10 protein-coding genes are annotated in these 13124 nt (G+C 65.0%); 6 read left to right on the top strand and 4 right to left on the bottom strand.

Translation table 11 applies throughout. The features are described from left to right. Positions 1–15 precede the first annotated feature (15 nt). The 4 genes from pstA to ASC68_RS27895 form a co-directional block, all read right to left on the bottom strand. Positions 16–1335 carry a phosphate ABC transporter permease PstA gene (gene pstA, locus ASC68_RS27880; RefSeq protein WP_055887821.1) on the bottom strand — a complete coding sequence of 440 codons (1320 nt, stop codon included), beginning with the start codon at positions 1333–1335 and terminating at the stop codon, positions 16–18. Then, on the bottom strand, positions 1332–2801 hold the full coding sequence (gene pstC, locus ASC68_RS27885; protein WP_055887824.1) for a phosphate ABC transporter permease subunit PstC: 1470 nt from the start codon (positions 2799–2801) through the stop codon (positions 1332–1334). The genes pstA and pstC overlap by 4 nt, the downstream gene beginning before the upstream one ends. Before the next feature lie 99 nt (positions 2802–2900). Further along, positions 2901–3923 (bottom strand): substrate-binding domain-containing protein, encoded by a 1023-nt coding sequence (locus ASC68_RS27890; RefSeq protein ID WP_055887827.1) that lies wholly within the window; start codon positions 3921–3923, stop codon positions 2901–2903. A gap of 209 nt (positions 3924–4132) precedes the next feature. Next, positions 4133–5413: an ATP-binding protein gene (locus ASC68_RS27895; protein WP_055887831.1), complete on the bottom strand. Its 1281-nt coding sequence runs from the start codon at positions 5411–5413 to the stop codon at positions 4133–4135. Between the two features lie 103 nt (positions 5414–5516). Between ASC68_RS27895 and ppk2 the strand changes: the two genes are divergently transcribed. The 6 genes from ppk2 (at position 5517) to ASC68_RS27925 (ending at position 13025) form a co-directional block, all read left to right on the top strand. Further along, entirely contained in the window at positions 5517–6374 is an 858-nt protein-coding gene (gene ppk2, locus ASC68_RS27900) for a polyphosphate kinase 2 (protein WP_055887834.1), read from the top strand. A gap of 125 nt (positions 6375–6499) precedes the next feature. Further along, a complete protein-coding gene (locus tag ASC68_RS27905) occupies positions 6500–7336 on the top strand; it encodes an N-formylglutamate amidohydrolase (protein WP_055887837.1) in 837 nt (278 codons plus the stop codon). Then, positions 7336–8859, top strand: coding sequence for an amino acid permease (locus tag ASC68_RS27910; protein WP_055887839.1), 1524 nt, complete (start codon positions 7336–7338; stop codon positions 8857–8859). The genes ASC68_RS27905 and ASC68_RS27910 overlap by 1 nt, the downstream gene beginning before the upstream one ends. Before the next feature lie 75 nt (positions 8860–8934). Next, on the top strand, positions 8935–10302 hold the full coding sequence (locus ASC68_RS27915; RefSeq protein ID WP_055887841.1) for a glutamine synthetase family protein: 1368 nt from the start codon (positions 8935–8937) through the stop codon (positions 10300–10302). A 29-nt stretch (positions 10303–10331) separates the two neighbouring features. Continuing rightward, positions 10332–11714 carry an aldehyde dehydrogenase family protein gene (locus ASC68_RS27920; protein ID WP_055887846.1) on the top strand — a complete coding sequence of 461 codons (1383 nt, stop codon included), beginning with the start codon at positions 10332–10334 and terminating at the stop codon, positions 11712–11714. Positions 11715–11867: 153 nt separating this feature from the next. Next, positions 11868–13025, top strand: coding sequence for an iron-containing alcohol dehydrogenase (locus ASC68_RS27925; RefSeq protein WP_055887849.1), 1158 nt, complete (start codon positions 11868–11870; stop codon positions 13023–13025). The last annotated feature ends 99 nt before the right edge of the window (positions 13026–13124 follow it).

Raw genomic sequence — 13124 nt, forward strand, 5'->3', positions numbered from 1 at the left:
CATCCAGGTCAGGGGTTACCAGCGGCGCTCGAAGCGGCGGCGGAGGAGAATGGCGGCGAGGTTCATCAGGGCGAGGAACAGCAGCAGCACGATGATGGCGCCCGAGGTGCGCTCGACAAAGGCGCGCTCGGCCTCGTTGGCCCACATGTAGATCTGCACGGGCAAAGCGGTCGCCGGATCGAGCGGCGTCGTCGGGCGGTCGGCGACGAAGGCCACCATGCCGATGAGCAGCAGCGGCGCGGTTTCACCCAGGGCACGGGCGAGGCCGATAATGGTGCCGGTAAGGATGCCCGGGGTGGCGAGCGGCAGCACGTGATCGAACACCATCTGCATCTTCGAGGCACCGATGCCCAGCGCAGCCGAACGGATCGAGGGCGGCACCGAGCGCAGCGCGGCGCGGGTGGCGATGATGATGGTGGGCAGGGTCATCAGCGTGAGGACCAGGCCGCCGACGATCGGCGCCGAACGCGGCATACCGAAGAAGTTGATGAACACCGCCAGCCCGAGCAGGCCGAAGACGATCGAGGGCACCGCCGCGAGGTTGTTGATGTTCACCTCGATGAAGTCGGTGAAGCGGTTCTTCTTGGCGAACTCCTCGAGATAGATCGAGGCGGCAACGCCGATGGGGAGCGCGCAGAGCAGCACGATTGCCATCATGTAGAGCGAGCCGACGAGCGCCACGCCGAGCCCGGCGGTCTCGGGGCGGCTGGAGGCGCCGAAAGTGAGCAGGCCCCAGTTGAACGGCGTCGAGATGGCGCCTTCCTGTTTCAACTGATCGAGCCAGGCGACCTGCTGGTCGGAGACCTTGCGCTTATCCTGGGGCACCGTGAGATCGATCTGGCCCTTGTTGGCGCTGTCGATATCGGCGGCGGCGAGCAGGGTAACGTTGCGGGTGGTGCCGATCACCGAGGGGTCGGCGACGACGATCTCGCGCAGCGTCGAACGCGAACCATCGGAGACGAACTTGGCGATGTCGCGCATTGCCGCCTTGTCGTCGGTCGAGACGCCGAGCGCCTTGGCCACGGCGTTGCGGGCGATGATCGGGTAGTTGGCGGAGACGAGGACGCGCGGGTTGGTGGCGCGCTCGTTGTCCTTGTCGATGATCGAGGCAGAGAACTCGACCGGCACGGTGATCGCGGTCTGGACGAAGGCGGTGTAACCCTTCGAAAAGATCGAAACCAGCAGGATGGCAAGGAAGCCGAGGCCGATGATGATGGCCACGATGCCATAGAGGCGGAAACGGAACTCGGCGGCGTGGCGGCGCCTCAGGCCGAAATCACGACGGGCCGAAGCCGCGGTGGCCACAGTGGCGTGGGGCAAGGCTGCGTCGGTCATTCATACTGCTCCCGATACTTGCGCACGATGTAGAGCGCGTAGACGTTCATGCCGAGCGTCAGCGTGAAGAGGGTGAGGCCGAGGGCGAAGGCAACCAGGGTCTGCGGCGAGTTGAACTCGAGGTCGCCGGTGAGCTGGTTGACGATCTTGACCGTGATGGTGGTCATCGCCTCGAACGGGTTGAAGTTAATGCGGGCGGCGACACCCGCGGCGAGCACCACGATCATGGTTTCGCCGATGGCGCGCGAGGCGGTGAGCAGCAGCGCGCCGACGATGCCGGGGAGCGCGGCCGGCAGGATCACCTTGCGGATGGTCTCCGACCGGGTGGCGCCAAGCGCCAGCGAGCCGTCACGCATGGCGCGGGGCACGGCGGTGATCACGTCATCGGAGAGCGAGGAGACCACCGGGATCAGCATCACACCCATGACGATGCCGGCGGTGAACACCGACTGCGCCTGGATGAAGGAGAAGCCACCGGCGAGCGCGGCCGAAAGATCGCGGAAGAACGGCCCGAGCGTCACCACGGCGAAGATGCCGTAGACGATGGTGGGGATGCCGGCGAGCAGTTCGAGCAGCGGCTTGACCGTCGAGCGCACCCGGTTCGAGGCGTATTCGCCCATATAGACGGCGGCCATCAGACCGACCGGCACGGCGAACAGCATCGAGACCAGGGCGATGTAGAGCGTACCCATGAGCAGCGGGATCAGGCCGAACTGGCCCTCGCTGCCGCTGGAGCCGGCTGCGGCGAAACGCGGATCCCAGACGGTGCCGAAGAAGAAGGTCAGCGGGTTGACGTCGGAGAAGAAGTGGATGGTCTCGCCCAGCATCGACAGGATAATGCCGACAGTGGTGAGGACGGCGACCGTCGAGGCAGCCAGCAGCGACCACAGCACCACCCGCTCGACCTGGTTGCGGGCCCTGAGGCGCAGCCGGATGCGGGAATAGGCAAAGGCAGCGCCGGCGAGCGCCAGCAGCAGTGTCAGTCCCTGGCCGATCAGCTTGTGGACGCCGGCATCGGCATTCACGCCGGCGGCGAGCGGCACCATGTAGTCCTCGCCGCTCTCGGCAAGGCTGATGCCCGCGGACGTCGCCATGTCGCGGAGCGCCGCATAGGAGGTCGGGACATTGGCGCCCGACAGATCAAGCTGGGTCAGTGCGTTCGACGCATTGCGGACAATGCCGATGGAAAGGCTGGCGGCTGCCGGGTCGGCGATGTGGGCCGTAACCTCGGTGCGGATGCGGCTATCGAGCAGGCCGGCCGAGATGGAGCTGACAACGAGAAAGACCAGCAGCGCCGGGACGGTGGCGAAGATGAAGGCGAGCCAGCCGTGATAGGTCGGCAGCGAGTGCGCGACTTCCTTGGACCGGTCGGTGCCGTCGCGCTGCACGCGGGCGCGCTGGGCGGCAAAGAAATAGGCCAAGGCACCAATGGCCAGAACGATTGCAACTACCCAGCCTGCTGACATGACGCCTCACTTGCCCCGGTTAGACCGCCACTACGGGCGGGTAGACCCGCTATGCGGGGAGACGGCGCGGGCCCATGGAGCCCGCGCCGAGACGTCGTATCAGAGAGCCGTACCGGCTTCGAACTTGGCGCGGATCTCTTCGCGCTCCGCATCAGGAGCCGCCACGAGGCCGTACTGAGCGAGCGGCGAGTCCGGCCCGATCATGTCGTCCGAGATGAAGAAGTCGACATATTCCTTGAGGCCCGGGATGACGCCGATGTGCGCCTTCTTGACGTAGAAGAACAGCGGACGGCTGACCGGGTATTCACCCGACGAGATGGTCTCGGTCGAGGGGACGACGCCACCGACGGTCGCAACCTTCAGCTTGTCGGCATTGTTCTCGTAGAAGGCGAGGCCGAAGACGCCGACGCCGGTCTTGTTGCTGTCGATGCGCGCCAGGGTCTCGGTGTAGTCGCCATCGATGTCGACGGCCTTGCCGTCCTTGCGGATGGCGATGCAGGCCTTGGCAACGGCATCGTCTGCCACGCCAGCGGCCTTCAGGGCGTCCTTGTCGCAGCCGGCGTCCAGGAGCTTGGTCTCGAACACTTCGCGGGTGCCGTGCTTCTCGCCCGGGATGTAAGCAGCGATATCCCACTCTGGGAACGCTGCGTTCACTTCCGACCACTTGGTGTAGGGGTTGTCGACGAGCTTGCCGTCAACCACGACCTGGGCGGCGAGAGCCTTGTAGATGTCGGCGGGCTGGATGGCGAAATCCGGGCCGGCGGTGTCGGTGGCGAAGACGATGCCGTCGTAGCCGATCTTGACTTCCTCGACGTCGGCGACGCCGTTGGTCTTGCAGGTCTCGAGCTCTTCGGCCTTCATCGGACGTGAGGAGTTCGCGATGTCGATCTTGTCTTCGCCGACGCCTTCACAGAACTGCTTGATGCCAGCGCCCGAACCACCGGACTCGACGACCGGGGTCTTGAAGTCCGGGAAGGCCTCGCCGAACGACTCGGCGACGATCTTGGCATAGGGGAGAACGGTGGACGAACCGGCGACCTGGACCTGGTCGCGCGCCGCGGCGGCACCAAGGCCAGCGGCAAGCGCGATAACCGCGGCGCTCGCGAAAACTGCAATCTTCATGATGATGTTCCCTTTCGGAAGGATCGGCCCTTTCAGGCCAGTCGACGGTCCCGGTTCCTCCGGCCGCCCTGTCTGCAAGGCGGAACCTAGGGGCGTTGTCACAAGGTTTTATGACACTGGGATTGCATTTCTGTGACAGCCTAGATCGTTGATCTATAATCGCTATTCTCTGGAACCGAGATTGCGGCCTGTGGAAAGCCGGGCAACTGTCATTTTCTGAGCAGCACGTCGACGCGAGTGCCCTGCCCCGGCTGGCTCTTGATCGTCAGCACGCCGTGATGGCGGGTGACGATGTGCTTGACGATGGCGAGGCCGAGGCCGGTGCCCTTCTTCTTGCGGCTGGTATCGGCATCGACGCGATAGAAGCGTTCGGTGAGGCGCGGCACGTGCTCGGCGGCGACCCCAACGCCGTGATCGACTACCGAGACGATGGCATCGAAACCGCGACGACCGGCATCGGGCGACAGCGTAATGTCGATGGTATCCCCGTCGGCACCGTACTTGATGGCGTTGTCGATGAGGTTCTCGAACACCTCGTAGAGCTCGTCGCGATCGCCGCTGACGGTGACCGGTTCATCCGGCGCCTGCACCCTGAGCTTGGTGTCGGTATCTTCGGCGAGCTTGTTGAGGCCCTCGGCCACTTCGCGCAGCAACGCGCCCAGTTCGACCGGAGCGGTGGGCCGCATGTGCTGGCGCATCTCGATGCGGCTCAGCGACAGGAGATCCTCGATCAGCTTGGCCATACGGGCGGCCTGGCCGCGCATCAGCCCGAGGAAGCGCTCGCGGGCCTCCTTGTCGTTGGCGGCGGGGCCGAGCAGCGTATCGATGAAACCGACCAACGACGTCAGCGGGGTGCGGAGCTCATGGCTGGCATTGGCGATGAAATCGGTGCGCAGCATCTCGAGGCGCTTTTCCTCGGTCTGGCTCTGCAGCGTGATGACCAACACGCCATCATTGAGCGGATCGCCGGCGGCGAGCGGCGCCACGGTGGCCTTGTACCAGGTCTCGGTGGGGACAGTCTGGTGCAGCTCGATGGTCTGCGACGCGCCGAGCCGGGCGGCCTCGATGGCGGCGAGCAGTTGCGGAAAACGCATGGTGAAGGCGATCGGGCTGCCGGCGACGACACCGGGGAAGTGCCGCGCCGCGTGCCCGTTGAGATGGACAATCACGCTGCGCCGGTCGATGACGATCGAGGGGTCGGGCAGCGCATCGGCAAAGTGCCGGACGGCATCGGCAAAGGCGAGCTCGGTGGTGCTGGCGCCGGGCGCCACGCCACTCGCCGACTCGCTAGTCTCCGGCACCACCGCGGCGATGGCGACGATGACGGCGTAGGCGAGGATGTCGAGCCAGGGATCGATGAGGTTGAGCCCGGCCAGGGTCATGAACACCAGGCCCATGGCGAGCAGCATCAGCAGCCGGCCGTAAAGCCGGGCCCTGACCGTATCGAGCCACGTGATCCCCGTCGCCGAGCGCTGCGCTTCTTCCGCCATCGAGCCTTCCTTGGAGCCCACGGGGCGATTCACCCCGGCTTGCCAGACGGGGGTGTTCATAGCACGGTTGTGACACCGTCATGACAGGCCACGGAGTTCGTTCATGTCCGACGCATTGGAGGGCTTCGACCTCGAAGACCCGGTGCTGCCCCGCTCGATCAAAAAGAAGGCGCTCGAAAGCGGGGGCTTTCCCTATGACGAGAAGCTGGATTCGGACGTCTACGAGGCCGAGATGCTGCAGGTGCAGCGGCAGCTGGCGCTGCTGCAGCACGATCAGCAGAAGACCGGCAAGCGGATCGTCATCGTGTTCGAGGGGCGCGACGCGGCCGGCAAGGGTGGCTCGATCGCCAGCTATCTCGAGAACCTCAACCCCCGCTTCAACATGTCGGTCGCCCTGCCCAAGCCATCGGATCGCGAACGCACGCAATGGTACTTCCAGCGCTATGTCGACTGGATGCCGGCGGCGGGCGAGCAGGTGCTGTTCGACCGCTCCTGGTACAACCGGGCGGGCGTCGAGCCGGTGATGGGGTTCTGCACACCGGAGGAGACCACGCGCTTCCTCGGGGCGGTGCCGGATTTCGAGAAGATGCTGGTGGAGGACGGCATCCACCTGTTCAAATTCTGGCTGACCATCGGCCGTGAGATGCAGCTGAAGCGCTTTCACGACCGGCGGCATGATCCGCTGAAGGTGTGGAAACTGTCGCCGATCGACCTCGAGGCGCTGAAGCGCTTCGACGATTACACCAAAGCGCGCAACCGCATGCTGGGGGCGAGCCACACCGAGCATGCGCCGTGGCGGATCGTGTTCAACAACGACAAGAAGCGCGGGCGGCTGGGGATCATCCGTTCCGTGCTGCAGGCGCTCAGTTATGAGGGCAAGGACGACAAGCTGATCGGCGCGGTGGACGGCAAGATTGTCGTCGCGCCGCAGGCCTTCATGAAGTCCCACAGCGAGATGTAGCGGGTGGATTGACCAGACGGTCAAAAACCCGTCAACTGCTCGTTAACGAACCGTACGGAAGCCTCGTACGGCGCGAACAGCAGGGGCGAAGGCTTTGGGGGCCGGCACGTCCCACAGGGGTCAGTATGGTGGGCCACGAGGCCGGCGCGAACCACGAGGCGAGCGTCATTCCGCCAGTGCTGGTGTTCAACACCGAGGGGCGATCGCCTTTCGTGCTGGCCTGCGACCATGCCTCGAACCGCTTCCCCGACCACTATGGTGACCTTGGCCTGACGCCGCACCAGCGGCTGATGCATGTCGCCTGGGACCCGGGCGCGATGGCGGTGGCGCTCGGGCTCAGCGAGTTGCTCGACGCGCCATTGGTGGCCTCGACGGTCAGCCGGCTGGTGATCGACTGCAACCGCGACCATGACGCGCCGGACCTGATCCCGGTGGTGTCGGAGCGAACCGACATCCCCGGCAACAAGGGGATCGGCGACAACGAGCGGGCGGAGCGGATCGGGGCGTACCACGCGCCGTTTCATAGGGCGCTGCAGGATGTGCTCGACCGACGCAAGGCCGCGGGGATCGAGACGGTGCTGGTGACGGTGCATTCGTTCACCCCGGTCTACAAGGATGTGCCGCGGCCATGGCCGATCGGGCTGATCCACGGACGGGACGATCGGTTCACCGCGGCGCTGCGCGAGGCGCTGGCGGCCGACGAGGCGAGCCTCGATATCGGCTGGAACCAGCCCTACTCGGCGCTCAACGGCGTCACCTACACCCTTGAGCATCACGGCGACGGGCGAGGACTCGAATCGTCGATGATCGAGATCCGGCACAACGAAATTCTCGAACCAGAAGGGGTGAGCCTGTGGGCCGCCCGGCTGGCCCGCTGCCTCACTGCCGCGCTTGGGTCGCGCGGCGGGGCAGCGGCTACATCGCCGACCGACCAGAACACGTCAGTTCACAGGAGGGTTTGATGGCTGACATTCCGTCTAGTGCCACGGGCACGCAGGCGGGTGGTGTGAAATACGCCACCCGCGACAAGACCTATTTCGAAAAGCGCGGCCTGCAGCGCTATGCCGGCATCTGGTCACTCTGGGCGCTGGGCGTCGGCGCGGTGATCTCGGGCCACTTTTCGGGCTGGAATTTCGGCTTCGCCACCGGCGGCTGGGGCGGCATGCTGGTGGCCGGCATCATCATTGCCATCATGTATCTGGGCCTGACCTTCTCGATCGCCGAGATGAGCCCGGCGCTGCCCCATACCGGCGCCGCCTACTCGTTCGCGCGCAGTTCGATGGGGCCCTGGGGTGGGTTCGTCACCGGGCTGTTCGAGAACGTCGAGTACGTGCTGACGCCGGCGGTGATCTGCACGTTCATCTCGGCGTATTTCGGCTCGATCACCGGGCTCGATACATCGCTCTACCCGGTCTTATGGATCGTGTTCTACGCCATCTTCCTCGCGCTCAACATTTTCGGGGTGGCGCTGAGCTACAAGGTGACGCTGGCGGTGACGCTGATCTCCTTGGCGGGGCTGGCGTTCTTCTACATCAGCGCCTTCGGGCATATCGACTTCTCGCGCTGGGCGCTGAACATCGCGCCTGATGGCTCCGAGCTGCCGGAAGGCGGTGGCGATTGGTTCCCCAAGGGCTTTGGCGGCGTGCTCGCCACCCTACCCTTCGCGGTCTGGCTGTTCCTCGCCATCGAGCAGGTGCCGCTGGCAGCCGAGGAATCGGTCGATCCGAAGCGCGATATGCCGCGTGGCATCATGCTCGGCTTTGCGACGCTGGCGCTCTCGGCCTTCCTCGTGGTGCTGCTCAACCCCTCGATCGCAGGGGTCGGTTCGTTCGCGCTGGGCTCATCGCTGGAGCCGGCGCTCGACGGTATCCGCGCCATGTTCCCGGATGTGGGCTGGGCCGCCTCGGCCTTCGGCGTCGTGGCGCTGATCGGCCTCGTCGCCTCGTTCCACACCATCCTCTACGCCCAGGGCCGGCAGGTCTATTCGCTGAGCCGCGCCGGCTACTTCCCGTCGGCGCTGTCGGAGACGCATGCCAAGTACAAGACCCCGCATTTCGCCATGATCGCGGGCGCGGCGCTGGGTCTCGGCGTGATGCTGGTGATCTGGTACGCCAATGGCGGCGGCGGCGGTGGCGAAACGCAGCTGGGTGACGACATCATCGGTTCGGTGCTGCTCAACATGGCGGTGTTCGGTGCGATGCTGAGCTATATCGCGCAGGCGCTGAGCTTCATCATCCTCAGGCGCAAGCTGCCCAACATCGAGCGGCCATTCAAAAGCCCGGTGGGCGTTCCCGGTGCGGTGGTGACCATCATCATCGCCGCCGTGACGCTGGGCTACCAGATCCAGGATCCGAACTTCTTCAAGGGCGTGATCTGGGTGATCGTCTGGTGCGCCGTCGGCATCGTCTATTTCGCGCTGGTCGGCCGACACAAGCTCATCCTCTCGCCCGAGGAAGAGTTCGCGCTCGAACACGCCAAGAAATAGCGACCAAGGGGGCTGCGGCCCGGCGCTGCGGCCCCCTTACCAACAACAAGACCAGCGTTCTGAGGGAGTTCTGCCATGGCGCAAGCCGCCTATACGCTCGATCAACTGAAGGCCGACGTGAAAGCCGGCACCATCGACACCGTGCTGGTGGCGTTTCCCGACATGCAGGGCCGGCTGATCGGCAAGCGCTTCCAGGCCGAGTTCTTCCTCGACGGGGCGATCGACGAGACGCATGGCTGCGACTACCTGCTCGCCAACGATATCGACATGGAGCCGGTGCCCGGCTACGAGGCGGCCAACTGGGCCAAGGGCTATGGCGATTTCGTCATGAGGCCCGACCTCGGGACACTGATGAAGGCGGCCTGGCTGGATGGCACGGCGATCATCCTCGCCGACCTCGTCGACCACCACCATCACGAGCCGATCCCGCATAGCCCGCGCGCCATCCTCAAGGCGCAGCTGAAGCGGCTGGAAAAGCTCGGCCTGACGGCAAATTTCGCCTCGGAGCTGGAGTTCTACCTGTTCGACGAGAGCTTCCGCTCGGCCTGGGACAAGGGTTATCGGAACCTCACCACCGCCGGTTACTACATCCAGGATTACCACATCTTCCAGACCACCAAGGAAGAAGGGGTGCTGCGCGACATGCGGCGGCAGCTGCAGGCCTCGGGCATTCCGGTGGAGAACTCGAAGGGCGAATGGGGCCCCGGCCAGGAAGAGCTAAACGTGCGCTATGCCGATGCGCTGACCATGGCGGACCGGCATGTGGTGATGAAGAACGCGATGAAGGAAATCGCGCATAACCACGGCAAGGCCATCACCTTCATGGCGAAGTGGGATTTCGGCCTCGCTGGCTCGTCCAGCCACATCCACATGAGCCTCGCCAAAGCCGGCAAGAACGCCTTCATCGACAGCAAGGACAAGCTCGGCATGTCCGACCTGATGAAGCATTTCATGCAGGGGCTGCTGACCTATGCCGGCGACATCACCTATTTCCTCGCGCCATTCATAAACTCCTACAAGCGCTTCCAGGCCGGAACCTTCGCGCCGACCAAGGCGATCTGGTCGTCGGACAACCGCACGGCGGGGTTTCGCCTCTGCGGCGAAAACACCAAGGGGGTGCGCGTCGAGTGCCGGATCGGCGGGGCGGACCTCAACCCCTATCTCGCCTACGCGGCGCTGATCGCGGCCGGGCTGAAAGGGGTCGAGGACAAGCTGCCGCTGGAGCCGGCCTTCACCGGCGACGCCTATGTCGGCGAGAAGCTGCGGGAAGTGCACAAGACGCTGCGCGACGCGATCGCCGCGATGCAGAACTCGAGCATGCTGCGCGAGGCGTTCGGCGAGCCGGTGATCGGGCATTACGTGCATACCGGCAACTGGGAGCAGTTCGAATACGACCGGCGAGTCACCGATTGGGAGTTGAAGCGCGGGTTCGAGCGCAGCTAGAACTCCGGGCACAACGACATAGGTGACAGATGACCGACAGGGTCCAGATCGTCTCGCCCATCGATGGGCGCGTGTATGCCGAGCGCAAGGTCGCAACGGGCGCTGAGATCGACGCAGCGGTGGCCAAGACCCGGCGGGCCCGCGAGGTGTGGGCCGAGGTGACGGTCAAGGAGCGGGTGAAGTTCCTCGAGCACTTCCTCGATGCGCTGCTCGCCAGAAACGACGAGATCGTACCGGAGCTGGCCTGGCAAATGGGCCGGCCGGTGCGCTATGGCGGGGAGAAGCGCGGCGTCGAAGAACGCTCGCGCCATATGATCGGCATTGCCGAGGAGAGCCTCAAACCCTCGATGCGGCCGGACAAGCCCGGCTTCACGCGCTGGATCGCGCGCGAGCCGCTGGGCACGGTGATGGTGATCGCACCGTGGAACTACCCCTATCTGACGGCGATCAACACGATCGTGCCGGCGCTGATGGCGGGCAACGCGGTGCTCCTGAAGCATGCGTCGCAGACGCTGCTGGTGGGCGAGCGCTTCGCCGAGGCGTTCCAGGCGGCCGGAATGCCGGACGGGCTGTTCCAGAACCTGGTGCTGAACCATGGCGATACCGAAAAGCTGATCGGCTCGGGCAAGATCGACCACATCAATTTCACCGGCTCGGTGGAAGGCGGGCGGCGGATCGAGCGCGCTGCAGCGGGGACCTTTGCAACGCTGGGGCTGGAGCTCGGCGGCAAGGACCCGGCCTATGTGCGCGAAGATGCGAACCTGACGCACGCGGTGGAGAACCTGGTCGACGGCTCGTTCTTCAATTCCGGGCAGAGCTGCTGCGGGGTGGAGCGCATCTACGTGCACGCCTCGGTCTATGACCGCTTCGTCAAGGATTTTGTCGAGAACGCCCGGAGCTGGACGCTGGGTAACCCGCTCGACGTCGACACCATGGTCGGGCCGATGGCGACGCCTCGCTTTGCCGACCTGGTGCGCGGGCAGACGCTGGAAGCGCTGCGGAAGGGCGCCAAGGCGCATCTCAATACCAAGCACGACCTCGACGAGGAGAGCTCGCCTTACCTGGCGCCGGAAGTGCTGACCAACGTCAACCACCAGATGGCGGTGATGCGCGAGGAGAGTTTTGGGCCGGTGGTCGGCATCATGAAAGTGCGCGACGACGCCGAGGCGATCGAGCTGATGAATGACAGCCCGTATGGGTTGACCGCCTCGATCTGGACCGAAGATCTCGAGGCGGCGGCCAAGCTCGGTGCGAAAGTCGAGACCGGCACGGTGTTCGCCAACCGCTGCGACTATCTCGATCCGGCGCTGGTGTGGACCGGGGTCAAGGAAACCGGCAAAGGCGGCGCGCTGAGCGAGATCGGCTATGCCAACCTGACGCAGCCCAAGAGCTATCATTTGAAGAAGGTGTGAGGCATCGCCTCATCGTTGGGCCACGGTTGGTGCCACCCCCACCGGGTCATTCCCGCGAAAGCGGGAAACCCCGTTGGGGGGTGAGACGTAAACAGAGATCCCCGCTTTCGCGGGAATGACCCGGTGGAGAACTGGGCTATCGGGAGAGCGGGAATGACGACCAAGGCCAACTGGAATTACCCCACCGCCGTGAAGTTCGGCGCCGGCCGCATTGCGGAGCTACCGGAGGCGTTGAAGGCGGCGGGGATTGCGCGGCCGCTGCTGGTGACCGATGCCGGGCTAGCGAGTTTGCCGGTGACACAGAACACGCTGAAGCTGCTGCGCGATGCCGGCTTCGAGGTCGGCGTGTTCGCCGATGTGAAGCCCAACCCGATCTCGGCCAACGTCAATGCCGGCATCGAGGTGCTGCGCAAAGGCGGGCATGACGGGGTGATCGCCTTCGGCGGCGGTTCCGGGCTCGACACCGGCAAGGTGATCGCCTTCATGGCCGGACAGACCCGGCCGATGTGGGATTTCGAGGATATCGGCGACTGGTGGACCCGCGCCGACCCCAAGGGGATCTTCCCGATCGTCGCGGTGCCGACCACCGCCGGGACCGGCTCGGAAGTTGGCCGCGCCGGGGTGATTACCGACGAGACGACGCATACCAAGAAGGTGATCTTTCACCCGCTGATGATGCCCAGGGTGGTGATCGCCGATCCGGAGCTGACGGTCGGCATGCCGACTTTCATTACCGTGGGTACCGGGTTCGATGCGCTGGCGCATTGCCTCGAGGCCTATTGCGCCAAGGGCTATCACCCGCTGGCTGACGGCATCGCCGTGGAAGGGGTGCGGCTGGCACTCGAGAACCTGCCCAAGGTGGTGGAGAACCCCAACGATATCGAAGCGCGTGGTCACCTGATGAGTGCGGCAGCGATGGGGGCGGCGGCGTTCCAGAAGGGGCTGGGCGCCATCCATTCGCTGAGCCACCCGGTGGGCTCGCTCTACGACACGCATCACGGCATGACCAATGCGGTGTTCATGCCCTATGTGCTGGTGGCCAACCGCGATGCGATCGAAGCCAAGATCGCCCGGCTCGCTGCCTATTGCGGGCTCTCGCCCAACTTCGACGCGTTCCTCAGCGCCATCAACGGGTTGCGCGCCCGGCTCAACGTTCCCAACACGTTGAAGGACTTCAAGGTGAGCGGCGAGAAGCGCGAGCTGATCGGCGAGATGGCGATCGTCGATCCGACGGCGGGCGGCAACCCGGTGGAACTGACCAAGAAGCTGGCACTGGAGATTTTTGACCGGGCGATGGAGGGGCGGCTTTAGTCGCTCCTCGCTGACGCTCGGATCGCGCATCGCAAGCGATGCGATACCCCTCATCCGGCGCTGCGCGCCACCTTCTCCCTCAAGGGGAGAAGGTCGCAG

The organism is Devosia sp. Root105, assembly GCF_001424865.1.
In the GTDB taxonomy this organism is placed as follows: Bacteria; Pseudomonadota; Alphaproteobacteria; order Rhizobiales; family Devosiaceae; genus Devosia_A.

Bases quoted from the DNA above. Each gene is read 5' to 3' on its own strand.
- pstA (WP_055887821.1), bottom strand. From the start codon at position 1,335: ATGACCGACGCAGCCTTGCCCCACGCCACTGTGGCCACCGCGGCTTCG.
- ASC68_RS27925 (WP_055887849.1), top strand. From the start codon at position 11,868: ATGACGACCAAGGCCAACTGGAATTACCCCACCGCCGTGAAGTTCGGC.
- ASC68_RS27905 (WP_055887837.1), top strand. From the start codon at position 6,500: ATGGTGGGCCACGAGGCCGGCGCGAACCACGAGGCGAGCGTCATTCCG.
- ASC68_RS27920 (WP_055887846.1), top strand. From the start codon at position 10,332: ATGACCGACAGGGTCCAGATCGTCTCGCCCATCGATGGGCGCGTGTAT.
- ASC68_RS27890 (WP_055887827.1), bottom strand. From the start codon at position 3,923: ATGAAGATTGCAGTTTTCGCGAGCGCCGCGGTTATCGCGCTTGCCGCT.
- ASC68_RS27910 (WP_055887839.1), top strand. From the start codon at position 7,336: ATGGCTGACATTCCGTCTAGTGCCACGGGCACGCAGGCGGGTGGTGTG.
- ppk2 (WP_055887834.1), top strand. From the start codon at position 5,517: ATGTCCGACGCATTGGAGGGCTTCGACCTCGAAGACCCGGTGCTGCCC.
- pstC (WP_055887824.1), bottom strand. From the start codon at position 2,801: ATGTCAGCAGGCTGGGTAGTTGCAATCGTTCTGGCCATTGGTGCCTTG.
- ASC68_RS27895 (WP_055887831.1), bottom strand. From the start codon at position 5,413: ATGGCGGAAGAAGCGCAGCGCTCGGCGACGGGGATCACGTGGCTCGAT.
- ASC68_RS27915 (WP_055887841.1), top strand. From the start codon at position 8,935: ATGGCGCAAGCCGCCTATACGCTCGATCAACTGAAGGCCGACGTGAAA.